This is a genomic window from Pseudomonas sp. ICMP 10191, from assembly GCF_001467335.1.
Lineage (GTDB): Bacteria > Pseudomonadota > Gammaproteobacteria > Pseudomonadales > Pseudomonadaceae > Aquipseudomonas > Aquipseudomonas cerasi.
In genome coordinates this window covers 15,597-40,694 of the sequence record NZ_LKGW01000125.1, presented here as the reverse complement: position 1 = coordinate 40,694, position 25,098 = coordinate 15,597, and the positions used below count along the sequence as shown (strand labels likewise).

At 59.1% G+C, this 25,098-nt stretch carries 18 protein-coding genes, 1 tRNA gene and 3 pseudogenes; 9 read left to right on the top strand and 13 right to left on the bottom strand.

The window, feature by feature from the left end; translation table 11 throughout:
• Nucleotides 1–96 precede the first annotated feature (96 nt).
• Nucleotides 97–1,416 (bottom strand): sigma-54 interaction domain-containing protein, encoded by a 1,320-nt coding sequence (locus AO388_RS19875; RefSeq protein ID WP_003435145.1) that lies wholly within the window; start codon nucleotides 1,414–1,416, stop codon nucleotides 97–99.
• A gap of 264 nt (nucleotides 1,417–1,680) precedes the next feature.
• Between AO388_RS19875 and AO388_RS19870 the strand changes: the two genes are divergently transcribed.
• Genes AO388_RS19870 through AO388_RS19860 form a run of 3 tightly spaced genes read left to right on the top strand, consistent with a single transcriptional unit; the run spans nucleotide 1,681 to nucleotide 4,651 of the window.
• Nucleotides 1,681–2,565, top strand: a complete 885-nt coding sequence (locus AO388_RS19870; RefSeq protein ID WP_003435144.1) for an MBL fold metallo-hydrolase — start codon at nucleotides 1,681–1,683, stop codon at nucleotides 2,563–2,565.
• Between the two features lie 27 nt (nucleotides 2,566–2,592).
• Complete coding sequence (locus tag AO388_RS19865; protein ID WP_058416981.1) at nucleotides 2,593–3,846, top strand: NAD(P)/FAD-dependent oxidoreductase; 1,254 nt, start codon at nucleotides 2,593–2,595, stop codon at nucleotides 3,844–3,846.
• Complete coding sequence (locus tag AO388_RS19860; protein ID WP_054082313.1) at nucleotides 3,839–4,651, top strand: sulfite exporter TauE/SafE family protein; 813 nt, start codon at nucleotides 3,839–3,841, stop codon at nucleotides 4,649–4,651. The genes AO388_RS19865 and AO388_RS19860 overlap by 8 nt, the downstream gene beginning before the upstream one ends.
• Nucleotides 4,652–4,918: 267 nt before the next feature.
• On the opposite strand, the gene AO388_RS19855 is transcribed toward AO388_RS19860, so the two are convergent.
• The 6 genes from AO388_RS19855 to dibA all read right to left on the bottom strand — a co-directional run bounded on the left by AO388_RS19855 (nucleotide 4,919) and on the right by dibA (nucleotide 11,165).
• Nucleotides 4,919–5,899, bottom strand: a complete 981-nt coding sequence (locus tag AO388_RS19855; protein ID WP_002551393.1) for a sulfate/molybdate ABC transporter ATP-binding protein — start codon at nucleotides 5,897–5,899, stop codon at nucleotides 4,919–4,921.
• Between the two features lie 2 nt (nucleotides 5,900–5,901).
• On the bottom strand, nucleotides 5,902–6,774 hold the full coding sequence (gene cysW / locus AO388_RS19850) for a sulfate ABC transporter permease subunit CysW (RefSeq protein WP_002551394.1): 873 nt from the start codon (nucleotides 6,772–6,774) through the stop codon (nucleotides 5,902–5,904).
• A 13-nt stretch (nucleotides 6,775–6,787) separates the two neighbouring features.
• A complete protein-coding gene (gene cysT, locus AO388_RS19845) occupies nucleotides 6,788–7,609 on the bottom strand; it encodes a sulfate ABC transporter permease subunit CysT (RefSeq protein WP_003367677.1) in 822 nt (273 codons plus the stop codon).
• 95 nt (nucleotides 7,610–7,704) lie between these two features.
• Nucleotides 7,705–8,715 carry a sulfate ABC transporter substrate-binding protein gene (locus AO388_RS19840; protein ID WP_003435137.1) on the bottom strand — a complete coding sequence of 337 codons (1,011 nt, stop codon included), beginning with the start codon at nucleotides 8,713–8,715 and terminating at the stop codon, nucleotides 7,705–7,707.
• 149 nt (nucleotides 8,716–8,864) lie between these two features.
• Nucleotides 8,865–9,044, bottom strand: a complete 180-nt coding sequence (gene oscA, locus AO388_RS19835; protein WP_003367675.1) for a sulfur starvation response protein OscA — start codon at nucleotides 9,042–9,044, stop codon at nucleotides 8,865–8,867.
• Between the two features lie 201 nt (nucleotides 9,045–9,245).
• Complete coding sequence (gene dibA, locus AO388_RS19830; protein ID WP_058416980.1) at nucleotides 9,246–11,165, bottom strand: phosphodiesterase DibA; 1,920 nt, start codon at nucleotides 11,163–11,165, stop codon at nucleotides 9,246–9,248.
• A gap of 153 nt (nucleotides 11,166–11,318) precedes the next feature.
• Between dibA and desA the strand changes: the two genes are divergently transcribed.
• Both desA and AO388_RS19820 read left to right on the top strand, forming a co-directional pair.
• Nucleotides 11,319–12,503 (top strand): delta-9 fatty acid desaturase DesA, encoded by a 1,185-nt coding sequence (desA, locus tag AO388_RS19825; protein WP_003367671.1) that lies wholly within the window; start codon nucleotides 11,319–11,321, stop codon nucleotides 12,501–12,503.
• Between the two features lie 129 nt (nucleotides 12,504–12,632).
• Nucleotides 12,633–13,631 carry a GGDEF domain-containing protein gene (locus AO388_RS19820; RefSeq protein ID WP_032609721.1) on the top strand — a complete coding sequence of 333 codons (999 nt, stop codon included), beginning with the start codon at nucleotides 12,633–12,635 and terminating at the stop codon, nucleotides 13,629–13,631.
• A 498-nt stretch (nucleotides 13,632–14,129) separates the two neighbouring features.
• Here AO388_RS19820 and AO388_RS19815 read toward each other — a convergent pair whose 3' ends face one another.
• From AO388_RS19815 to AO388_RS19795, 5 genes are all read right to left on the bottom strand, one after another.
• Complete coding sequence (locus tag AO388_RS19815) at nucleotides 14,130–15,512, bottom strand: HDOD domain-containing protein (protein WP_058416979.1); 1,383 nt, start codon at nucleotides 15,510–15,512, stop codon at nucleotides 14,130–14,132.
• Between the two features lie 156 nt (nucleotides 15,513–15,668).
• Nucleotides 15,669–16,949: a 4-aminobutyrate--2-oxoglutarate transaminase gene (gene gabT / locus AO388_RS19810; RefSeq protein WP_058416978.1), complete on the bottom strand. Its 1,281-nt coding sequence runs from the start codon at nucleotides 16,947–16,949 to the stop codon at nucleotides 15,669–15,671.
• A 179-nt stretch (nucleotides 16,950–17,128) separates the two neighbouring features.
• Entirely contained in the window at nucleotides 17,129–18,571 is a 1,443-nt protein-coding gene (gabD, locus tag AO388_RS19805; RefSeq protein WP_003367662.1) for an NADP-dependent succinate-semialdehyde dehydrogenase, read from the bottom strand.
• A 286-nt stretch (nucleotides 18,572–18,857) separates the two neighbouring features.
• Nucleotides 18,858–19,109, bottom strand: a complete 252-nt coding sequence (locus AO388_RS19800) for a hypothetical protein (protein ID WP_058416977.1) — start codon at nucleotides 19,107–19,109, stop codon at nucleotides 18,858–18,860.
• A 45-nt stretch (nucleotides 19,110–19,154) separates the two neighbouring features.
• Nucleotides 19,155–20,423 carry an FAD-dependent monooxygenase gene (locus tag AO388_RS19795; protein WP_058416976.1) on the bottom strand — a complete coding sequence of 423 codons (1,269 nt, stop codon included), beginning with the start codon at nucleotides 20,421–20,423 and terminating at the stop codon, nucleotides 19,155–19,157.
• A gap of 156 nt (nucleotides 20,424–20,579) precedes the next feature.
• Here AO388_RS19795 and AO388_RS19790 point away from each other — a divergent pair.
• From AO388_RS19790 to AO388_RS29700, 3 genes and pseudogenes are all read left to right on the top strand, one after another.
• Nucleotides 20,580–20,656: transfer RNA gene (locus AO388_RS19790), tRNA-Arg, on the top strand.
• Nucleotides 20,657–20,786: 130 nt separating this feature from the next.
• Nucleotides 20,787–21,623: pseudogene (locus AO388_RS19780) on the top strand (DUF927 domain-containing protein); the annotation flags it as partial.
• Nucleotides 21,624–21,672: 49 nt separating this feature from the next.
• Nucleotides 21,673–21,831: pseudogene (locus AO388_RS29700) on the top strand (histone-like nucleoid-structuring protein, MvaT/MvaU family); the annotation flags it as partial.
• A 94-nt stretch (nucleotides 21,832–21,925) separates the two neighbouring features.
• On the opposite strand, the pseudogene AO388_RS30395 reads toward AO388_RS29700, so the two are convergent.
• Nucleotides 21,926–22,548, bottom strand: a pseudogene (locus tag AO388_RS30395) (transposase); the annotation flags it as partial.
• A gap of 281 nt (nucleotides 22,549–22,829) precedes the next feature.
• On the opposite strand from AO388_RS30395, the gene AO388_RS19775 reads away from it, so the two are divergent.
• Complete coding sequence (locus tag AO388_RS19775; RefSeq protein ID WP_063613813.1) at nucleotides 22,830–24,992, top strand: nuclease-related domain-containing protein; 2,163 nt, start codon at nucleotides 22,830–22,832, stop codon at nucleotides 24,990–24,992.
• The last annotated feature ends 106 nt before the right edge of the window (nucleotides 24,993–25,098 follow it).

Genomic DNA, 25,098 nt, shown 5'->3' with positions numbered 1-25,098 from the left:
TCTCGACGCTCTGCGTCGTCAAGAGGACGCGGAGCGTCCAGAACGGTATGCGACGCGGAGCGCCGCACGATAGTTGTGATGATCGTTCCTCACGCTTCAGCGCGGAATCCCTAGGGCACGCAAACGTCGGTACAGGGTGCGTTCGCTCAGTCCCAGCTCTCTGGCGAGCTCACTGCGCGAGCCATTGAACACTCGCAGTGCATGGGCGAGTTTCTCCAGGCCGTCGTCCTGCTGGCGGTACTTCACACCACCCGCTTCGCCCTGGCCGCGCACCTCGACGGGCAGGTCCTGCGCGCGAATGATGCCGTCGTCGGTAAATAAACGGGCGCGTTCGAGTATGTTGCGCAGCTCGCGAATGTTGCCGGGGTAACTGTACAAACTCAGCAGCTTCATGGCCTCGGCGTCGACACGCGGAGCAGCGCCGGGCGCGATGCGTTGCAGCAGGCTGTCGATCAGCAGCGGCAGGTCATCACTGCGTTCACGCAGGGCCGGCAGGCGAATCGGAAAGGCGCTGATGCGGTAAAACAAATCCTGACGAAAGCTGCCGTCGGCGACCATCTCCCGGAGCGGTTTGTGCGTGGCCACCACCAGCCGAAAATCCGAGTGCACCGTGCGCAGGCTGCCCACCGGACGAAAACTGCCCGATTCGATCAGCCTCAACAGCTTGACCTGCATGGCCAGCGGCACCTCACCAATCTCATCAAGAAACAGCGTCCCGCCATGAGCGGCTTCAGCCAGACCGGTCTTGCGCTGCAATGCGCCCGTGAATGCGCCCTTCTCATAGCCGAACAGCTCGCTCTCCAGCAGGGTTTCGGTAAGCCCCGTGCAGTCGACCACCACCAGCGGCCCGGCGGACCTGGCGCTGCTGGCGTGCAGTGCGCGCGCGAACAATTCCTTGCCGGTGCCCGACTCGCCCTGCAGTAACACCGGAATCTGCGCGGGCGCCGCACGTTGCAGAGCGCTCAGCACCTCCTTGAACGCCGCCGAGCGCCCCACCAGCCCGTGTTGCTGCGGCTGGACGGATGCCACCGCCACCGAGCTCAGTCGCTCGACATAAGCGATCACCTCACCCTGATCATCGAGAATCGGCCGCAGCTCGACATCCACATGCTCCGGGCCGCGCGGTGTGTGATGAATGTGCAGCAGACGCTCCGGAAGCCGTGTTTCATGGGCCTTGCGCATCGGGCAATGCTCGCCGGCCTGATCGCATGGCACCGCAAACTGATGCGACACCCGATAACACTTCTCGCCCACATGCGGCGTGCCTTCGACGCCGAACTGGCGCTGGTAGGCGGTGTTGGCGGCAATGATGTTGTAGTCGGTGTCGAGCACGATGGTCGGTCGCAGATCATGTTCGAGGTATGACACCAGCGACTGCATGCGACTGCCGGGAAAATCGGTGGCGATGAGGTTCATGGGGGCTCCTGTGGGCTGGGCGCAGCTTAACCCATCCGTCTGCCAGCGTGTGCCATGGACTGCCAAATGACTGCCAGAATGTGGCAGTCCGCAGGTTTGTCAGTTGATCCAGGTGCTCTTAAAGAATTCCTAATGCCTTTATTTACTGGGCTGAACAGGCTTTGCAGTGATTGGCATGGTTATTGAGACATTATGGCAACGACTGCCAACCGTCCGGCCTGGCCAAACGGGCCTTGAGGCGATTTACAGCCATGGGAATTGCACATGATCATCGGTGAAAAACTCCATGTCGAAGCGCTCTTCGACACGCATACCTGGACCATCAGCTATCTGGTGATGGACCTGCACAGCAAGCAATGTGCGCTGATCGACAGCGTGCTCGATTACGACCCCAAGTCCGGCCGCACCAGGACCGAGTCTGCCGACCGGATGATCGAACGGGCGCAGGCGCTGGGCGCCTCGGTGCAGTGGATTTTCGAAACCCACGTGCACGCCGATCACCTCTCGGCAGCGCCGTATCTGAAACAGAGGCTGGGTGGGCAAATTGTCATTGGCAGCCACATCACCGCCGTGCAGGAAACCTTCGGCACGCTGTTCAACGCGCCGCCTGACTTTGCGCGCAATGGCAGCCAGTTCGATGTGCTGCTGGAAGACAACGCGTCGTTCGCCCTCGGCACGCTTGAGGTCAAGGCCATGCACACGCCCGGGCACACGCCGGCGTGCATGAGTTATCTGGTGCAAGTCGGTGACGCCACGGTCGCGTTTGTCGGCGATACGCTGTTCATGCCTGATTACGGCACCGCCCGGTGTGACTTCCCGGGGGCCGATGCGCGCACGCTGTATCGCTCGATCAAGAAACTGCTGGCGCTGCCGCCGGAGACCCTGCTGTTCATGTGCCACGACTACCTGCCCAATGGCCGTGAGCTGAAATACATGACCACGGTTGCCGAACAGCGCGCCAGCAATATCCATGTGCACGACGGTGTGGATGAAGACGCGTTCGTCGGCATGCGCGAAGCCCGCGACGCGACGCTGGACATGCCGGTGCTGATGCTGCCTGCGGTGCAGGTCAACATGCGCTGCGGACACTTTCCCGAGCCGGAAGACAACGGCGTCGTCTACCTGAAGATCCCGCTCAATGCCCTTTGACCGCTGCCCGCCTTAGGAAACCCTGTGATGAATGCTTCGACAACAACCTGTCAGATCCTGATCGTCGGTGGCGGTGCTGCCGGTATCGCCACTGCCGCAAGCCTGCTCGCCCGCGACGCTACCCTGCAAATCACTTTGGTCGACCCCGCCGATACCCATTATTACCAGCCCGGCTGGACCATGGTCGGTGCGGGGATCTTCACCCCGCAGTCGACGGCGCGCAGCATGGCTTCGCTGATTCCAAAAGGCGTGCAGTGGATCAAGGCTGCAGTAGCGACCTTCGAGCCGCAGCACAATGCGCTGACGCTGGGCGACGGCCGCGTGCTCGGTTATCAGCAACTGGTGGTCTGCCCCGGCCTGAAGCTGGACTGGTCGGCCATCGACGGGCTGGTGGAAACGCTCGGGGCCAATGGCGTGACCTCCAACTATCGCTATGACCTGGCGCCCTACACCTGGAAGCTGGTGCAGAACCTGAAACAGGGCCGCGCGCTGTTCACTCAGCCGCCCATGCCGATCAAGTGCGCCGGTGCGCCACAGAAGGCGATGTACCTGTCCTGCGATCACTGGTTGAAAAGCGGCCGTCTCGCGCAGATCGATACGCAGTTCTACAACGCCGGTGGCGTGCTGTTCGGTGTCGCCGACTATGTGCCAGCGCTGATGAAGTACGTCGAGCGCTACGCCATCGACCTCAAGTTCAGCCATCGGCTGGTCGCCGTCGACGGACCTGGCAAGCGTGCTACGTTTATTCGCACACAGGCCGATGGCAGCAGCGAGACCGTCGAGCAAAGCTTCGAAATGTTGCACGTAGTGCCGCCGCAGATTGCCCCCGACTTCATCCGCAGCAGCCCGCTGGCCGATGCCGCAGGCTGGGTGGACGTGGACCCTGCCACGCTGAAGCACCGCCAGTTCGCCAATGTGCATGGCTTGGGCGATGTCACCAATACCAGCAACGCCAAGACCGCCGCGGCGGCACGCAAGCAGGCGCCGGTGGTGGCCAACAACGTGCTGGTCGCGCTGGGTCGTCGGGGTGAATCCGCTGTGTATGACGGTTATGGCTCGTGCCCGTTGACGGTCGAGAAAGGCCGCATTGTGCTGGCCGAATTCACCTATGGCGGCAAGGTCGCGCCGAGCTTTCCGCACTGGCTGCTGGAGGGTCGCCAGCCGACCCGACTGGCCTGGTGGTTGAAAGCGCGAGTGCTGCCCGCGCTGTACTGGCATGGCATGCTCAAGGGCCGTGAATGGCTGGCCAAACCGAAAAAGGCTGACACCCGGCATGGATGAGCATCAGTTACTGGGCGTTGGTCTGGGAACCATCATCGGCATGGTACTGGCGCTGACCGGAGCGGGGGGCGGCATTCTCGCCGTGCCGCTGCTGGTCTTCGGTCTCGGTCTGTCGATTGTCGAAGCGGCACCTGTCGGTCTGCTGGCCGTAGGGCTGGCGGCGGGGATCGGTGCGGTGCTGGGGCTGCGCCAGGGCATCGTCCGCTATCGCGCGGCCGGGTACATCGCGTCCATTGGTGTGCTGATGGCGCCTCTGGGCCTGTGGCTCGCTCATCGACTGCCCAATACGCCGCTGGCCTTGGTCTTTTCGGTTGTGTTGCTGTACGCCTGTGGACGCATGTTCATCAGGGCCAGCCGCGAATTGCGCCACGGAAAGCCGGCGCCGCGCGCAGAGATCCTGCCCTGCGTGCTCAACCCGTTGCAGGGCCGCCTGCGCTGGACCATGCCCTGCCTGCGCGCACTGACGCTGACCGGCGTGGGCTCCGGGTTGCTGTCTGGTTTGTTGGGGGTGGGCGGCGGGTTCGTGATCATTCCGGCGCTGACCCGCTACAGCGACCTGGACATGAAGAGTGTCGTGGCGACGTCACTGGCGGTGATCGCCCTGGTCTCGACGGGCAGCGTTATCACCGCGTCACTGAGCGGGGTGATGCACTGGGCGGTCGGTGCGCCGTTCGCGCTGGGTGCAGTCGTCGGCCTGGTCATCGGCAGACAAGTCGCCCGCTACCTCGCCGGCCCACGCCTGCAACAACTGTTCGCCGTATGCGGCATCGTCGCGGCGTTCATGCTGGCGTTGTCCGTGCGATAACAGCCCGAGGACGCAGAGCGTCCAGAAAGGCATTCCCACGCGGAGCATGGGAACGATAAAAATCGTGAAGCGACTACCGTGCCAACGCGGAGCGCGGGAATGATGGAAGTCGTGAGGTGACTATCGTGCCAATGCTCCGCGTTGGCATGCAGTTCGTGACGCTCTGCGTCACATGCCCGTGCTGACACCGCGCACTCAAGATCGGACGCAGAGCTTCCAGAAAGGCATTCCCACGCGGAGCATGGGAACGATAGCTGGAGGGCGGGCTTAAAGCTTCTGCCAGACCTTCGGTTTGAAGAACAGCGTCTCGCCCTTGGCCAGGCCCACCAGGCTGTCGTGGTCCTTCACCACTTCGGCCTCGATCAGTTCGCTCTGCCCTTCCACTTTCAGGGTGACCCGCGTCGTCGCGCCCAGTGGGCGGATGTCGCGGACTTCGGCGGCGTGGTGGTCTTCGATTTCCTGGCGGGACAGCGACACCTCATGCGGACGGAACAGCAGGTGACCCTCCTCGCCCAGGCTCAGGCGATTGGAGTCGCCGAGGAAGTGGTAGACGAAGTCGTTGGACGGGTTCTCGTAGACCTCGCCCGGCGAGCCGATCTGCTCGATCACACCCTTGTTCATCACCACGATGCGATCGGCCACTTCCATGGCCTCTTCCTGATCGTGAGTCACGAACACCGAGGTCAGGTTGATGTCCTCGTGCAGGCGCGCCAGCCAGCGACGCAGCTCCTTGCGGACCTTGGCGTCCAGCGCCCCGAACGGCTCGTCCAGCAGCAGCACTTTTGGCTCGACCGCCAGGGCGCGGGCCAGGGCGATGCGCTGGCGCTGTCCACCCGACAGTTGCTCCGGATAACGGTCGGCCAGCCAGTCCAGCTGCACCATGTTCAGCAGCTCATGGACCTTCTCGGCGATCCGTGTCTCGTTCGGGCGCTCGCGTTTGGGCTTCATGCGCAGGCCGAACGCGACGTTATCGAACACCGTCATGTGGCGGAACAGCGCGTAATGCTGGAACACGAACCCGACGTTGCGATCACGCACGTCGTGACCGGACACATCCTCGCCATGGAACACGATGCTGCCGTCATCCGGGGTTTCCAGACCGGCAATGATGCGCAGCAGGGTGGTCTTGCCGCAGCCTGACGGGCCGAGCAACGCCACCAGCTCGCCACTCTGGATGTCCAGACTGATGTTGTTCAGGGCCTTGAAGGCGTTGAAGTTCTTGCTGACGTTACGGACTTCGATCGACATGATTATTCCTCCGCCGCGTTATGGCGCAGACGGTTAATGCGGGATTCGCTCCACTGCTTGAGCAGCAGGATGAACAGCGCCAGGATCAGCAACAGGCTCGCCACGGCAAAGGCGGCAACGTGGTTGTACTCGTTGTAGAGGATTTCGACGTGCAGCGGCAGGGTGTTGGTGACGCCGCGAATGTGCCCGGAAACCACCGACACCGCGCCAAACTCACCCATCGCCCGTGCCGTACACAGCACCACGCCGTAGATCAGGCCCCATTTGATGTTCGGCACCGTGACGTGCCAGAACATCTGCCAGCCATTGGCGCCCAGCAGCCGTGCGGCCTCTTCTTCCTGAGTGCCCTGCTCCTGCATCAGCGGGATCAGCTCACGCGCAACGAACGGCACGGTGACAAAGATGGTCGCCAGCACGATGCCCGGCAGGGCGAAGACGATCTGGATGTCGTGATCCTGCAACCACGGCCCGAACAGCCCCTGCGCACCGAACATCAGCACGTAAACCAGACCGGCGATGACCGGCGACACCGAGAACGGCAGGTCGATCAGCGTGACCAGAATGCTCTTGCCACGGAACGAGTATTTGCTCACGCACCATGCGGCGCTGACGCCGAACACCAGGTTGAGCGGCACCGAGATCAGTACCGCAATAACCGTCAGCTTCAACGCCGACAGCGCGTCCGGCTCGAGGATCGCGGTAAAGAACGCGCCCAGACCGTTTTTCAGGCCCTGGGACACCACGATGAACAGTGGCAGCCCTAGAAACAGGACGAACACCAGCCAGCACAGGCCGATCAGAATGCGTCGCGACACCGCGCTGCCACGACGGGCGGCGTTGGCAGAGGCGGCGGCTGAAACAGATGAATAAGACATGTTCTGCGCCTCCTCAGGATGGGGTTTCAATGCGCCGCTGCAGCAGGTTGATCAGCAGCAGCAGAATGAAGGACACCACCAGCATCATCACGCCGATAGCGGTTGCGCCGGTGTAGTCGTACTGGTCGAGCTTGACCATGATCAGCAGCGGCAGGATCTCGGTTTTCATCGGCATGTTGCCGGCGATGAAAATCACCGAACCGTACTCGCCCACGCCACGGGCAAACGCCAGGGCGAAGCCGGTCAGCCAGGCAGGCAGCAACGCCGGTACGAGGATGTGGCGAAACACCTGTAACGGACGCGCGCCCAGGCAGGCAGCGGCCTCTTCGACTTCCTTGGGGATATCGGCCAGCACAGGCTGCACGGTTCGCACCACGAACGGCAGGGTGACGAAGGTCAGCGCCAGGGTGATACCCAGCGGGGTGTAGGCGATCTTGAAACCCAGATCAGCCGCGAACTGGCCGACCCAGCCGTTGGGCGCGTACAGCGCTGTCAGGGCGATACCGGCCACTGCGGTGGGCAGGGCGAATGGCAGATCGATCATCGCATCGATGACCTTGCGCCCGGGGAAGGTGTAGCGCACCAGCACCCAGGCCAGCAGTGTGCCGATCACACCGTTGATGAGGGCTGCGTAAAAGGCGGTGCCGAAGCTCAGCTTGAGTGCCGCGATCACGCGTGGTGCCGTGATGATGGTCCAGAACTGATCCCAGGTGAGCTGCGCGGCATGTACGAACATGGCGGCGAGCGGTATTAGCACAATCAGACTGAGGTACACCAAGGTGTAGCCCAGCGTCAGCCCGAAGCCGGGTATGACGGGGGAGATACGACGCGACATAAAAGTCCCTGGTTTCACTTGCACGAAGCCCGGAGGTTAATCCGGGCTGTTTGGCCAAGCCTGCGATGCCGCTCGGGCGGCATCCTCATTTCGGCTTATTGCGCCTGATAAATCTGGTCGAAAACGCCGCCGTCATTGAAAAACTTCGGCTGCGCAGTTTTCCAGCCACCAAAGTCTTTGTCGATAGTCACCAGATCGAGTTTCGGGAATTGCTTCTCGTACCTGGCGGCCACTTCGGCATCACGTGGACGATAGAAGTTTTTCGCAGCAATTTCCTGACCTTCCTTGCTGTACAGGTGCTTGAGGTATTCAGTCGCGATTTCGGTGTTGCCCTTCTTCTCGGCGTTCTTGTCGACCACGGCGACAGGAGGTTCGGCAAGGATCGACAGCGAAGGTACGACGATGTCGAACTTGTCCTTGCCGCCGTCTTCTTTCAACGCCAGGAACGCTTCGTTTTCCCACGCCAGCAGCACGTCACCCTGACCGTTGTTGACGAAGGTGATGGTCGAACCGCGTGCGCCGGTATCCAGGATCGGCACGTGCTTGAACAGCGTCTGCACGTATTCCTTGGCCTTGGCTTCGTCACCGCCGCCCGCCTTCAGGCCGTAGGCCCAGGCGGCCAGGAAGTTCCAGCGCGCACCGCCGGAGGTTTTCGGGTTCGGTGTGATCACCGAGACGCCTTCCTTGGTCAGGTCGCCCCAGTCCTTGATGCCTTTCGGGTTGCCCTTGCGCACCAGAAACACGATGGTCGAGGTGTACGGCGTGCTCGCGTCCGGCAGACGGGTCTGCCAGTTTTCGGGCAGCGTCTTGCCGAGCCTGGCGATTTCGTCGATATCACCGGCCAGTGCCAGGGTCACTACGTCAGCGCGCAGGCCATCAATCACGCCACGCGCCTGCTTGCCCGAGCCGCCGTGGGATTGCTTGATCTCAACCTTGTCGTCCGGATGGGATTTTTTCCAGAAATTGACGAATTCTGCGTTGTAATCCTGGTACAGCTCGCGGGTCGGATCGTAGGACACGTTGAGCAGTTCGTAATCCTTGGCGACAGCCGAGCCTGCGAAAACAGCACTGGCGAGAGCCGCCAGCGCAAAACGGCGAATGGACATAGATTGAAGCTCCTGGAAATGCTGTGTGTTGGCTTTTTTGATTTCTTGGCGCGTCAGAGCGGCATTCGCACGGGCGCGTTGCTGTTTTTCAGGGGGGTATCAGGAGTCAGGATGAAACCCTCCGGTTGACCAGTCGGGTGATTGCCGCTTCAGTTCTGCTTGGCAGGGTTCTGCAAACGAAACTTTTCCTTGCGCTCGATCTGCACCACCTGTGCGTTGTGCACGGTGATTTCGACGGCACCAAAACGCAGGTCACGCAACGCACTCTGAATTTCACGCAGAATGGCTGCTTCGTCCTGACCGTCAACACTACGTAGAGATGCGCTCATTGTCTTAATCCTTGAGAAGTGAGGGGCCTGCCGTCGCGACTGGGGGCGATGGCGTATGGCGGTGAGGCAATAATAGTGAGGTGCGGATATTCTTAAAAAGACTATTTAAGAATGCAGATATAACCAAAAAGACTTTATAAGGGTGGGAGCCACTCAGGGTGCATTGCACACCCTGACCCGCGTTATCAGTGAGGGCCTGAACTAGTTGAACGCGGGCGCGTGCGTCCAGTCAATCGACTGTGCCGCCATGGGCCGGGCAAACCAGTAGCCCTGGCCCAACTCGCAACCGTTGCTTAACAGGAATGAAGCCTGACTGGCGTGTTCGATCCCCTCCGCCAGTACACGCATGCCCAGGCTCGAAGCCAGCGCGATGACCGTCCGTACAATCGCGATGTCATCCACGTCGCCCGGCAGCCCGGCCACGAAACCCTGGTCGATCTTGAGCTTCTGCACCGGCATGCTCTTGAGCCGCAGCAGCGATGAGTAGCCTGTGCCGAAGTCATCGATGGCCAGACTCAGGCCCAGTTCACGCAGGCGATGCAATTGCTTGATGGCCTGTTCAGGGTCCTCCATGACGGCACTTTCAGTGACTTCCAGCTCAAGAAATGCCGGATCGAGGCCGGTCTCGTTCAAGACCTCAGCCACTCGCCGATCGACATCACCACGACTGAACAGGCGGCTGGACACGTTGACCGCGACGGACGCAATCGAGACGCCTTCTGCCAGCCATGCCTGCATTTGCCGACAGGCAGTGTTCAATACCCAGGCATCGATATCGGCGATGAGCCCGTTCTGCTCGGCGATAGGGATGAAATCGCCGGGCGAAACCATGCCACGAGTCGGGTGCTGCCAGCGCACCAGCGCTTCGACCGCGCAAATACGTCCGGTTACCAGGTCGTAAACCGGTTGGTAGAACACCCGCAATTGGTCCTGCTCGATGGCCTGGCGCAGCTCGCTGGCCAGTTGCACCCGCTGCTGGGCGTGGGCGGTCAGCTCTTCGGTGTACAGCGCAAACCCTTCGCGGCCATCGGTCTTGGCCTTGAACAGCGCCGAGTCGGCATTGCGCAACAATTGCTCGGCCGTCAGCGCGTCACCGGGAAACAGGCTGATACCGATACTGGCAGTGACGAACAACTGATGCCCGCCAATCGGGTACGGCGCTTTGAAGGCATTGATCACCTGCTGCGCGAGCGCTGCGGCATGCACCATGTGCGTACAGTTTTTGACCAGCAGCGCGAATTCGTCACCGCCCAGCCGCGAGACCGTCATACCGCTATCGGCCAGCGCATTGAGACGTTCGGCTGCCGCCTTGAGCACTTCGTCGCCGATGTTATGGCCAAGGCTGTCGTTGATGTTTCTGAAGTTGTCCAGGTCGACCACCAGCAGCGCACAGCCGCGCTTGCTGGAGCGCGCCGAGGTCAGCGCCTGGCTGATACGGTCGGTCAGCAGCAGACGATTGGGCAACTCGGTCAGCGCATCGTAATGGGCCAGTTGCGCCAGTTCCTGTTGGGAGCGCTTGATGGCCGTGATGTCGGAAAACACCGCCACAAAATGCCTGGCCTGCCCGTCTTCACCCTTGATGCAGCGGATGGTTTGCCATTGCGGATAGATCTCGCCGCTTTTGCGCCGGTTCCAGATCTCTCCGCTCCACTGCCCGGCACTCTGCAGTGAGTGATACATCTGCCGATAAAACTCGGGGCCATGACGACCGGACTTGAACTTGCTGGGGTTGAAACCCAGCACCTCGTCGGCCTGATAGCCAGTGATGTCCACAAACGCACGATTTACATGGACAATACGCCCTTCGGCATCACTGACCAGCACACCCTCACGCGTACTGTCGAACACCACCGCCGCCAGCAGCAGCCGGTCATAGTCCTGTTGTTGGCGCTCAAACAGCGCTTCGCCGCCGACGATGGCCTTCAATTTGTCACGTGCAATGAAGATCATGACGGTGCTGAGCAACGCCCAGCCGTAACCGATCATCTGTTGTCCGACGGACAGTCGAGCCGGATCCTTGACGAAAAAAGACAGCAGGGCGCTGCCTGTCGCGAACCACAGAATCGACAGCAGCCCATACAGAACGGCGGTTCGCAGCGCGTTACGGGAATAATCGGACATAAAAAACCGAGCCTTACGAAAGGTCTGGATTATAAAGCAAGAAACATCCTGCGACGCTTATCTGCAAGGGTGACTGGTTTTCTGAGCCATGTCAGTGATAATGCCGTTGCGACTTTTTTCTTCACAGGTATTTCTACGAGGGCCAAACAGCCTATGTGGTACAACGGTTTGCTCGACCTTTCCGTCTGGCAGTTAATAGCGGTCACGCTGGTCATGACCCATATAACGATCATTGGCGTTACGGTCTATCTGCACCGCTATTCAGCCCATCGCTCCCTGGAGCTCAATGCGGGTCTGAAACACTTCTTCCGCTTCTGGCTGTGGCTGACCACTGCCCAGAACACCCGCGAGTGGACAGCCATCCACCGCAAACACCACGCAAAATGCGAAACCGTCGACGATCCGCACAGCCCGGTCGTCAAGGGGCTGTCTACGGTACTGCGCAAGGGCGCAGAGCTATACCGCGAGGAAGCGCAGAACCAGGACACCCTGCGGATCTACGGCAAGAACTGCCCGGAAGACTGGATCGAGCGCAATCTGTACTCGCGCTACAAGCTGCTGGGCATCGCTTTGATGGCGGTCATCGACGTGGCGCTGTTCGGCGCGCTCGGTATCACGGTCTGGGCTGTGCAGATGATGTGGATTCCCTTCTGGGCTGCCGGTGTGGTCAACGGGCTGGGTCATGCGGTCGGCTATCGCAACTTCGAGTGCCGCGATGCAGCCACTAATCTGGTGCCGTGGGGCATCGTGATCGGCGGCGAAGAACTGCACAACAATCACCACACCTACCCCAACTCGGCCAAGCTGTCGGTCAAGCCGTGGGAGTTCGACATGGGCTGGGCATGGATCAAAGTGTTCAGCTTCCTGGGTCTGGCCAAGGTCCAGCGGGTCGCGCCTATCGCCCATCGGGTCGAAGGCAAGGGCCATATGGACATGGACACCGCGATGGCGATCCTCAACAACCGTTTCCAGATCATGGCGCAGTACCGCAAGCTGGTCATCGCGCCGCTGGTTACTCAGGAACTCGGCAAGGCCGACGAGTCGGTGCGTCATCAGTTCCGTCGTGCCAAGCGCCTGCTGTCGCGTGAGACCAGCCTGCTCGATGACAGGCATCACCTGCGCATTCAGACCATGCTGGAACACAGCCATGCGCTGAAAGTGATCTACGAAAAACGCCTCGCGTTGCAACAGATCTGGGTCAAGACCAGCAGCAATGGTCACGACATGTTGTCGGCCATGAAAGAGTGGATTCACGAGGCCGAAGCCAGCGGTATTCAGTCCCTGCGCGAGTTCGCCGACCAGCTGAAAACCTACTCGCTACGCCCCGCACACGCCTGAACCGTTGATCGGCGCGCCATCCCCTGGCGCGCCGGTCCCGGAACTTATCCCCTCCCCGTCTATCTCATCAACTTTCCCGCCAATCGGGATAGGGCGCCTTACTGGCCGTAAACGTTTGAGATGGTTCTTATGGAAAAGCAGCCTTTCACTTCCCTACCCGGCTCACCGATCACTGATATGCCCGCAGCCGCAGAAACCCTGTTAGCCCTGATGCACGCTCAGGCAGAAGTCGCACGTCTGAGCGAGCGCGAACAATTGTTCAGCTCGTTGCTGGTGAGCGTGAACGCTGTCTTGTGGGCGTTCGACTGGGAAACCCAGCACATGATCTATGTCAGCCCGGCCTACGAGCGCATCTTCGGTCGTTCGGCGGGCCTGCTGCTGGCTGACTACAGTGAGTGGCGCGACAGCATCTACCCCGATGACCTGAACTACGCCGAGCGCAGCCTGAACGAGGTCATCGAGAAAGGCTCGATCGAGGACCGCGAGTACCGGATCATTCGTGCGGATGGCGAAGTACGCTGGCTCAGCGATAAATGCTTCGTCAGCCATCGCGCCGACGCCAGCCAGCGTCTGATCGTGGTGGGCATCGCCGAAGACATCACCGAGAAGAAGCACCTCGAGGATGAGCTGCAACGCCTGGCGACCACCGATGTGCTGACCCAGAGCAGCAACCGCCGGCACTTTTTCGAATGCGCCCAGCGCGAGTTCGAACTGGCTCGCCTCAACGGTACGCCGCTGGCGTTTTTGCTGCTGGACATCGATGACTTCAAGCTGGTGAACGACACCTACGGCCATCAGGAAGGCGATACCGTGCTGCAACGCATCGCCGAAAGCGGTCGTTCGGCATTGAGGCGTGGTGACCTGTTCGGGCGTATCGGTGGTGAAGAGTTCGCCGCAGTATTCCCCGGCTGCGCGCCGGACATGGCCATGCAGATCGCCGAGCGCCTGCAACGCGAGATCCAGCGTCAGAATTTCCAGTCCGGCGGCACCACCTTCAGCATCACCGCCAGCCAGGGCCTGACCAACCTGGGCGCGGACGACCCAAGCCTCGAAACCCTCTACGGCCGCGCCGACGCCGCGATGTATCAGGCCAAGCGCCAAGGCAAGAACCAGATCGTACTGGTCTGAAATGCCTTCTCGAATGTAGAAAGCACGACTGGCCCCTTCGCGAGCAAGGCGGATCGCCGCCCCGGTCGCCCCCGCGGGAGCACGAGGTATCTTGTGGGAGCGAGCTTGCTCGCGAAGACGGTCTTCCTGATCAGCAAATCTTCGGTGGTTGTACCGGCCCCTTCGCGAGCAAGTGCGCACACAGCATCAAGCCCTGTGGGAGTCTGCGGTGCCCTGTAGGAGCGGACTTGTCCGCGAAGAGGGAGGTACATTCAATGCATTGGCTGCGTTNCGCGAGCAAGCTCGCTCCTACAGGAGTACGCGGTACCTTGTGGGAGCGAGCTTGCTCGCGAAGAGTCCGGTGCAGTCGATGGCTTTTCTGCGTCAGGAATACCGCCTTCGCGAACAAGTTCGCTCCTACGGGAGTACGCGGTATCTTGTGGGAGCGCGCACGGCATGACGCCCTGAGGGAGCGGCTGGGCGGCGATTCGCCTTGCTCGCGAAGGCGTCGGTCGGGTTTTACTTCTCGGGCGAACCCTGAGCAGCGGCTGCCGGATCCTCGATTGCAGCAGGCTCTTCAGCAGGTGCCTCAGGTGCCACGTCGAGCAACCCATCTTCGACCGCCTCGGCAGCCACCTCAGTTTCGGTCGTCAGCGGCCTCAGCAAACTCGGATCCGTCACCCCCGTCAGCTTCTTGCGCAGGCGCTGCAAGTCACCGACGCTGAGCTTCAACAGTTTGGCCGACTTGGTCTTGATCAGCGTGGTGACACTTTCTTCCTCGCCCAGGCGCGCCATCTGCCCCGCCAGGTTCATTGCCAGCACTTCGCGCGTGTAGATGCCGGTGTTGTACTGATACACCGCAGCGATCAGCTCACGCAGTTCCAGCGGCAAACGCCAGCGGGTGCGCAGAGCAGAACCGAAGGCAGCGGAATACTGTTCCAGAGACTGCCCGATCACCTGCTCATCCAGTTGGCCGCCAGCCAGCAGCCACTCCTGCAGACAACCCAATACCGCCAGGTCACCCAGCGACTGCAACAACCCGGCGCTGAAGCAGCGCTCTGCATCCAGCTCCAGCATGCCGCCCAGAATGCGTGCGTAATCTGCCGTGCGCTGCGACAGGCTCCAAAGCTCATGGGCCTTGGCCAGCAACGCATCATTGGTCAGCACCGCCATACGCTTTTTGGCCAGGCCTGACGCGATATTGGCACCCTGCACCGGCCCGAGAATGGCCAGCGCCCCGCCCATGGTCTGGATCGGCTTGCCCAGATGCTGCGCCGCCGTATTGGCCGCTGCGATCAGTACTGCCGTGATGTGCGGATCGTTGCGCAGCTCCTGCTCCAGCAAGGCGGCGTCGATGCCGCTGGCGGTCTGGCTGAGCGTCACCGCCGTGGCGACATCGACGAACAGCGGCGCGCCATCGGCTATATCACGGCGTTTGTCGAGAAACTTGGTCAGGGTCAGGCCCGGCGTCAGCGCGGGCACCGCACCCGCAGCCGGGGCGCTGCGTTCCAGCAACAGGCCTTCAAGGCGCTGGCGCAACCCTTCAGTATTCAGTGGTTTGGTCAGGTAGGCAGTCGGCGCCAGCGGCACGACTTCACGCACGCTGGCGCTGTCATTGCGATTGCTGATCAGAATGAACGGGATGGCGGGCTGACGACGCAGATTGCGCACGCCCCGCAGCAGGCTCAGGCCATCGATCCCCGGCAGCTCGCGGGCGGCGATGATCAGGTCCGGCAGGTGTTTTTTCATCCACTCGACGGCCTGTTTGCCATCGGTGCACATCTCCAGCTCGATATCCGCACGCACGTCCAACACCAGGTCGCTAAGCGTCTCGCGAACCCATGGATCAGACTCGGCTATCAGTACGCGAGGAACGGCGGGCAAAACTACAGCGGTCATCATGACTCTCCGATGTCAATGCGATCACCTTAGCCAATGCAAACGTCCGGATATACCCAAAACAGCGAAATACCCTGCTCAAACGCAAAAAAAACCCGTCGAAACGGGCTTTTTTTGTCTGTTTGGTCATAAATTAATCAATTCATGACTTCACACTTTTTACGCGATTTCAGCAAAGCATTCGTCGAGAATGGCCAGGCCGCGGTTCAGCAATTCGTCTTCGGCAGTCAACGGCACCAGCACGCGCAACACGTTGCCGTAAGTACCGCAGGACAGCAGAATCAGACCCTTGTCACGCGCCTTGGCAACCACCTGAGCCACGGCAGCGGCGTTAGGCTTGTGCGAATCGCCGTCTTCGAACAGCTCGACAGCGATCATCGCACCCAGCGCACGCACTTCACCGATAATCGGGTACTTGGCCTGCATCGCCTTGAGCGAGGTCACCAGACGTTCACCAACTGCCTTGCAGCGCTCCAGCAGGTGCTCTTCTTCGAAGATGTCCAGCACCGCCAGCGCCGCGGCACAGGCCACCGGGCTACCGGCATAGGTGCCGCCCAGACCGCCGGGTGCAATGGCGTCCATGTATTCAGCCTTGCCGCACACGCCCGCCAGCGGGAAGCCGCCTGCGATGGACTTGGCGAAAGTAGTCAGGTCAGCCGCAACGCCCATCTGCTCCATCGCGAAGAACGTGCCGGTACGACCCGCGCCGGTCTGCACTTCGTCAGCGATCAGCAGAATGCCGTGCTTGTCGCACAGCTCGCGCAGACGCAGCATGAAGGCCTTCGGCGCCACGTAGAAACCACCTTCGCCCTGAACGGGTTCGATGATGATTGCAGCGATGTCCTTGGGCTCGGCGTCGTTCTTGAAGATGCGCTCGATGCTGGCGATGGAATCGTCAACGCTCACGCCATGCAGTTCGCACGGGTACAGCGCACGGAAAATACCGCCTGGCATCAGGCCCATGCCGGCCGAGTAAGGCACGACTTTGCCGGTCAGACCCAGGGTCATCATGGTGCGGCCGTGGTAAGCGCCGGTGAAGGCGATAACGCCCGCACGCCCGGTCGCAGCACGGGCGATTTTCACGGCGTTTTCCACCGCTTCGGAACCGGTGGTCACCAGCAGGGTTTTCTTGTCGAAATCACCCGGCACTTTGGCGTTGATCTTCTCGCACAGCTCGACGTAAGGCTCGTAGGCCAGCACCTGGAAGCAGGTATGGCTCAGCTTGGTCAGCTGCTCTTGCACAGCGGCGATGATCTTCGGGTGCAGGTGACCGGTGTTCAGAACCGCAATACCGCCCGCGAAGTCGATGAACTCACGACCTTCCACGTCGGTAACGGTCGCGTTCTTCGCCGAAGCAGCGAAGATCGGGTGGATCTGACCAACGCCACGCGGGACGGCTGCATGGCGGCGTTGCATCAGGGATTCGTTAGTCTTGCTCATGTATTCCTCATTCGCCGCTCATCGGTCGGCGTGGGTCAAGGATCAAGCGGACCGGATCAACTGCGGCAGCATACGATGATCGACTGCTGCAGCCTTCAGGCCACCAGGAAACTGCGGTGCAACAAAAGCCGATGACACGTCGCTCTCGCGCGCCATCGGCTGCAATACCCGAGTGTCGGTCAGACCGACAGGCAGAGGTATTTGATTTCCAGATAATCTTCGATGCCGTACTTGGAGCCTTCACGGCCCAGGCCGGACGACTTGATACCGCCGAACGGTGCCAATTCGTTGGAGATCAGGCCGGTATTGATACCCACCATGCCATATTCCAGCGCCTCGGCAACACGGAACACGCGGCTCATGTTCTGCGCGTAGAAGTACGACGCCAGACCGAACTCGGTGTCATTGGCCATCGCGATCACTTCAGCCTCGTCCTTGAAGCGGAACAGCGGGGCCAGCGGACCAAAGGTTTCTTCCCGGGCCACGGCGGCATCTTTCGACACGTTGACCAGAATGGTCGGTTCGAAGAACGAGCCTTCCAGGCTGTTGCCACCGGTCAGCACGGTTGCGCCCTTGCTGACGGCGTCGGCGATATGTTCCTTGACCTTGGCCACCGCCTTGTCGTCGATCAACGGGCCGGTGGTGACGCCTTCTTCCAGGCCGTTACCGATCTTCAGCTTGCCGACCGCCGCCTTGAGCTTCTCGGCGAACGCGTCATACACCGCGTCCTGCACGTAGATGCGGTTGGCGCACACGCAGGTCTGGCCGTTGTTGCGGTACTTGGAGATCATCGCGCCTTCGACCGCCTTATCGAGGTCGGCATCGTCGAACACGATGAAAGGCGCGTTACCGCCCAGTTCCAGGGAAACCTTCTTGATGTCCTTGGCGCACTCGGCCATCAGCTGGCGACCAATGTCGGTCGAGCCGGTGAAGGACAGTTTGCGCACGATCGGGTTGCCGGTCAGCTCGGCACCGATATCGCCTGCGCTGCCGGTCACCACGCTGAACACGCCAGCCGGAATGCCCGCACGCTCGGCCAGTTCAGCCAGGGCCAGTGCCGAGAACGGCGTTTGCGACGCAGGCTTGAGCACCATGGTGCAGCCCGCCGCCAGTGCCGGACCGGCCTTGCGGGTGATCATTGCCGCCGGGAAGTTCCACGGGGTGATCGCCGCCGTCACACCAATCGGCTGCTTGAGCACGATCAGGCGCTTGTCCGGCTGGTGACCAGGGATCACATCGCCATAGACGCGCTTGGCTTCTTCGGCGAACCACTCGATGAACGATGCGGCGTAGGTGATCTCGCCCTTGGCTTCGGCCAGTGGCTTGCCCTGCTCCAGTGTCATCAGCAGACCCAGATCGTCCTGGTTCTCGATCATCAGCTCGAACCAGCGGCGCAGCTTGTTGCCACGCTCCTTGGCGGTCAGCGCACGCCAGGCCGGCAGCGCCTTGTCAGCCGCCTCAATCGCCCGACGCGTCTCGGCTGCGCCCATTTTCGGCACAGTGCCGAGGATTTCGTTGTTGGCAGGGTTGTTGACCTTGATCGACTGACCACCGTCCGCGTCCAGCCACTGGCCGTTGATGTAGGCTTGCTGGCGGAACAGTGTGGAATCTTTGAGCTGCATGTCGGCCTCCTAAACAGCATCGCCCGAGAGGCGACGCGAACAATTGATATCGATGCACCCCATTTGGAAGCCATCGTCAGGAAAACATTCCATCGGGTTCCAGCGCTGCGCGACGCATGAAGGCAGGAAGACCGAACAAGAGCGTTTGAAATCTCAAACGAATCCTAGGCATTGCGGGGGGAAAGGACAATAGCCCGTTCGAAAAAAAGAACGGGCGCAAAGAGGGGCGTGGTTTTCTGATCAGCGTCGAGCCGCGACGCAGAGACATCTTGCAACCGCAACGCGATCAGGCTGCCCTGCCCTTCAACGTGAACAGGCTCAACCCCAGGCCAATGAACGACGCACCAAACACCCGGTTCACGTTCTGGCGCCTGCGGGCTGACGAGAGGTGTTGCTTGAGCGTCTGTGCCAGCAGCTCATAAAAGCCGTGAGCAACCACCCAGCAACCGGCGAAGGTCACGATCAACCTCAAGGCATTGCCGAACGACCCGATCATCGTCCTGGCCGGGTCGTGGCTGATCGACTTCGACAGCGCCATGACCACCGCAGGGCCCGGCGCAGGTTTTAACCCACGCCTGTAGCGCTATCGATAATCCGGAAGCGTGAAAGACTGCACCGCCGGGGTCAGCGCCCTGGCTGCACGTTTGCTGATAAAGGGCGTTGCCACCAGCCGCTGCACGGCGCGCAGGATCTTCACCCCGGTCTGACTGCGAGGATGGACCAGACGCGGAACAAGTTTCGGCACGCTCTGCGACTTTTTCACCACAGGGCGCAGGACATATTCGTACGCGGCAAGCGCCTCGGCAATGGTGTCGGTCTTGGTGAGTTCGCCCGCCAGCACATACGCGCCAATCAGCGCCAGCGAAGCACCGACCCCACCCAGTGGCGTGACACACCACGCCGCATCGCCCAGCAGTACCACCGGGCCATTCGACCAGCGATCGATCTTCACCTGACGCAAGTCATCGAACCAGAAATCCTCCGCAGCCTCCATCCCCTCCAGCAGACGAGGCACCTCCCAGCCCGCGCCTGCAAACGACGCGCGAAGAAACGCCTTCTGCTCGGCAACACTGTTACCGACCGTCAGGTGGCTACGGCCGTGCACATTAAAGAAAGCGCGCGTCGTACCGCGATTGTCCGGACGAACCCCCGCACTGCGACCGCCCACCGCGTTATACCAGCGCGCGGTCTGGCTATCGGTCGGTGCCCGAGGCACGGTAAAGAACGCGCTGGCCATGTCCATCCGGCGCGGCTGGTTCTCGCCGGGGAACACCAACTCCCGCGTGCGCGAACCGACACCTTCGGCAATGATCAGCAGATCAAAACGCTCCTCGCCACCGCCCTCGAACGTGACCGACACGCCCTCCGCATCGTGCTCGACCGAGACGATGCGGTCACCAAAGCGATAGAACGCATCAGCAGACGACGCCTCATACAGCAGACGCGCAAGGTCACCGCGCAACACCTCAAGCTCAGCCGTCGGGCCGTCCCCGTCCAGACCGGCCAGATCGATGCGCGCCGCTGTGCGGTTACCCTCATCGACCCAAGCAAGCCCCGTCTCGCCAGTGTTGAGACCCTTCACCGCCTGCTCAAGCCCCATCAAGCGCAAGACCTCCCGAGCCGCGCCCCGCACATCCACATTCTGCCCGCCATCGCGAAAGGCAGGCGCCTGCTCGACAACCGTGACATCGCAATCGCGCTGCGTCAGCCACCAGGCCGCGGCACACCCCGCGATACTGGCCCCGGTAATAAGAACGCGGCACGGGCTGCGCTCGATGCTTTTGAACTGATTGATAAGAGGCCCTCGGTGAGAACGAACTGACGGAGTGGTATGGGGAGCATCATGCACCACCACGCAGCCGTGCCGGAAGCGCAGGTCTGATCCTTTGTGGGCGGTAATGGGTGTGGGCTGATGAAAGGCTGTCGCGGGGCGCGCTGGGTGATTTGTGTCTCGCACCGCCCGCAACTGGACGCCCCGTACCCATGTGAGTATCATGGCGCCCGCGTCGCACCAGTAGCTCAGCTGGATAGAGTACTGCCCTCCGAAGGCAGGGGTCGTGGGTTCGAATCCCGCCTGGTGCACCACCTTTTGCAGCCTGGATGTGTCTTGAGTTGTGGACAGTCTATGAAATGCCCGAAGCCCGCCTTGTGCGGGCTTTTTTGTTTCTGGCTTTTGGTGCTGGATGAAGTCGTTATGTGCGCTCTGCACGTCATCGGTGAGAAGATGTTGGTCCAGCAAATGGCCCAAATGAACAAGGAATTGAAAGCGGGTATCGAGTTACGCATGCTCGCCCCCCCAACCGACACCAGCAAAAGCCTCGGTATGTTCGACGCCCTTAGCGGTTCCTAAGATGCGGCAGCACTGGCACACCGCTTACCGCCCACCGCCTTTCTCACAGCCCTGTACGAACCCGACAAACGCCGCGCTTGGTCTGCCATCCTCCGCCGCACGCTGGAAGGCTTTATCGCCCAATCGTTACCCGCGTCGGCCAGCGGACAAGCTCACCGTGCCGCCGCTCGCTTTGGCCTCGCCGCCGCAGCGGGTGAGCTGGCCACCGCGATGGGGATAACAGGCTGGCCCGATGGCACCGCCACCACCGCTGCTCGGGTGTGCCTCAACGCATGGATGAACGAACGTGGCGGCGTCGGTAACTTCGAGGGTGACGCAATCGTGTCGCGACTGCGCCAGGTCATCGAGCGCTTCGGCGAGAGCCGATTTACCCGCTGGGAATCGGCAGCGGCAAAGATCGACGAACACGGCCCGCGCACCATCGACCGGCTGGGCTTTCGCAAGACGATGGAGCATGGCCTGGGCGACTCCCTGCACACCACCAACACCTACTACGTGCTGCCCGAGTCCTGGCGCTCGGAGATCTTTCGGGGCATGAACATCAATGCGGTGAACAAGGAGTTGCTACAGCGCGGGGTAATCGAACCTGGGAACGACGGCAAGGCATCGGGTCTGGTCCGCCTGCCCGGACTGGGTACGCAACGCTGTTACATCGTTAAGACGATTCCGGGATTGGCTGAAAGCGAGGCTCGGGCTGCCTGAGTGCATCCCTGCTGATCGAGGTAGCGCCGGCTGATTCCCGGCCTCGCCAGCCGCTCAACCAACCCCTATCGAACCTCGTGACCTGAAGGTGTACAAGAACCCGAATACAGGTGAAATCATCGAGACCAAAGGCGGCAATCACAAGGCACTGAAAGCGTGGAAAGCAGAACACGGCGCAGACCTTGTCGAAGGATGGTTGAAGAAGTAATGCGCATCACCTGAAAAAGGGCCCAGACGGGCCCTTTTTAGCATGAGTCGCTTTACTGAAATGAACAGTCTTGATTTTAGCTAACACCCGCTCCAAACTCGCGATCCAAGATATTACGAATATAACCGTTCGTCCGTTGCTCGTGTGTTTGCATGTGAACCGGGTTGATTGCTGATCAGATACATTTCCCTCATTAGGCTAGGAATCTTAAACCACTCGATGCGCTAACCGCCTCCTTGCATCATCGATGAAAGTGCTCCGCCTACCGGAGGTGCTTCGACTTTGCGTAAATATTTCGCTACCCCTATTACACAACCGAAACTGGTTAACATCCTGAATTCGGCGCCTGAGGCGGTGGGCGTATTAATGCGAGCGGATAATATCAAAAACGGTACAAAGCTCATCGACCGGTTCTTGAACGCTCAGTTGATCACTCAGCACATGCACTCTCAATCTTCCGACATCACTTATCCGTAATGAATCTCTCTCACTTAACACGAGAAATTTGAGCCTCCAGTTCCTGGATTTTCTGGTGCTCAGGTGTCAGCGCTTTGCTCTGCGGCGTCAAACAGTTGCGCTCTTGCTGGAGTTGATTAACCCAAAGACGAAACGTTGACTCGACTACCCAAGAGCGCGGCTGGCCTCTATATAGCTATAGCCCTGCTCCACCGGCTTCGCGTTTGATTTTAGAGGAAAAGAACGACGTTGCTCGGTCATCAGTCCCCTGTCTGACTGATTTTCTCCGTTAAGTATGTTCAGCCTGATTAGGTCGATACAGCCTCTCCCAATTAGCTTGGCTCTGCGTGCGGCGGCACTACGTAGTTTTTTGCAGAAATGCACAAGGATCCACCTAACGCTGACACGTGATTTTTCAGCTGATTTTTTTGTGGTCAGTCTTGCTAATAGACCCCGCACTCAACGCCCGAAGACGTGTATGCTTTGCATAGGATGTGCACCATTATCCAAAACTCGCTTTTGACATCAACAAGGATGTACACATGACTAGCCCTCAGCTAAAAATTTCTTGTTCAGAACAAGAAGTATTCACGAAGCTTCAAAAGCTATGCTCGCAGACAGGATATATAAATGCCCTTGCCTTTATAAGCCTGAAAGACACCACAATCATTTTCAATGAGAAAATGAAAGCCGAAGATATGCAGCACTTATTCGTCAGACACAGATTGATATACAATGAGATAATGGTCCTGCTTGGCTTACTTACCGATACCGAAATAACCTTAGAAGCGCCGACCACCGAAACAATCGATAAATATATATCTCAGACATACTCATTGATGGAGGAGTTACACGCCTCATTTTTCAAAAACCCAACAAGCGACTCACCAGATGACGAACCGCCGTTTGACTCAACGGAGATCATTGAATCCTCATTTCCTATGCGTGAGCCTATTTTTTACAGTGGTGAATCTGCTTACGCGCATCAGTATCGAGACTTTTCCATAGCTAAATACTCCGCTGATGATGAATGGCTCTGCAGGAATAAAGGATTTGATATTAGATCAGCTACAGCAGTTGTGCATGCAGTAGGTATTTTACAGAACGAAGCTCTATTATCTATAATGGAGTTACAGCGAGACGAACTGATCCCAAGTCGATGGCTGGACGGCTATAAACTGAACCCTGAGGCAATCTCAGCATCAAGCGGAATTAGCTTAGAAACAACCAAGTCGGTGATAGCCGCCTTCACTTTGCAGAAAAAAGATTCGAGCTTTGCAGGCGTCAACGATTTTAACGCTGCTAAAGCGACCCCAATCATACCCTTGAACGACGGTTCGTTAGTACTTATCCAATACTACGCACTAGTCGAATCGCTTTATGAGTCACCATTTTACTGGATGAACCAGGATGACGCATACAGAGCCATAGCATCTGAAAACAGGGGTGATTTTACCGAAGACTTCGCCCATGACCGGCTTGCAAAGGTTTTTGGCCAAAGCCGAGTATTCAACAACGTAGACGTCTGGAAGGGCAAACGCAAAGATAGACTAGGAGAAATTGACACTCTGGTTGTGTACGGGGATCGATTAATTATTCTGCAAGCAAAATCCAAGCGACTAACGATGGGGGCTCGCAAGGGCAACGACGGCCTACTTCGAGACGATTTCAAAAAGGCGATACAAAATTCTTATGATCAGGCGTGGCTCTGCGCTGAGGCCATGAAGGAGCCGGATCTTCGTTTGACTCTTCCCGACGGGACGGAATTAAAAATATCAGAAAACCCAAAAGACATTCTAATAATTAACCTTATATCCGATCACTATCCAGCCTTGAGCTTTCAATCAAGCCAATTTTTAAAATTTTATAAAGACGAACATATTAGACCTCCATTCGTAATGGACGTATTCCTTCTTGACGCCCTCACAGAGATGCTTAGCACCCCACTAAGACTATTAGGCTATATTAGGGTACGAGTAGAGCATCTTTCCAATTTTCTCATGAGCCACGAACTCACGGCACTTGCGTATCACCTAAAGTGCAATTTTTCTAAAGAAAACGAAGTAAATTTCGTTATGCTTGAAGACGATATAGCCGTGGATCTAGAAATCGCAATGTCAGTGCGCCGCGATAACACTCCAGGGGCTGACACCCCAGATGGGATTCTGACTAGATTTTCTGGCACTCTATTTGAATCCGTAATCTCGCAAATTGAACAAGCGGAGGACTCTAAGCTTATTGACCTTGGCTTTGATCTACTTGCTTACGATGAGGACTCCTGTCGTGCTATTGACAGTGGTTTAAAGCTGATCACTACCAAAACCAGTGTTGATGGGCAATGCCATGATTTCACTTTGGGTTCCATTCAACAAAATTCTGGCGTAACTTTCCACTGTAATGCAATCACAGACAGTAGCTCATTACACCGCCTGCAAGCACATTGCGAAAAAAGAAAGTATCGTACCAAGGTAAATAAATGGTACGGAATTTGCGTCGATCCAGCGGGGAATTTCCAGTGCGGAACAATCCTTGACTTCACTTGGAAAAGATCCATTGATATGGATAATAAAACCGCAGGAATGCGATCCAGCACCGATCCAAAACTAACTGGCCCGAAAGGGTTTCTACCAAAGTCGAAAAAGACTGGGCGCAATGAAAAGTGCCCTTGTGGTAGCGGCAAGAAGTTTAAAAACTGTCATCTTTGATCTTATACTTCACTTGCGGCCCGGTCTACCAGACCACTACACTCTCATTCACCAGAATGTGATATTGAACAGGTCTACGCAGTCTCTGCGATGCCTAACCCTAGCG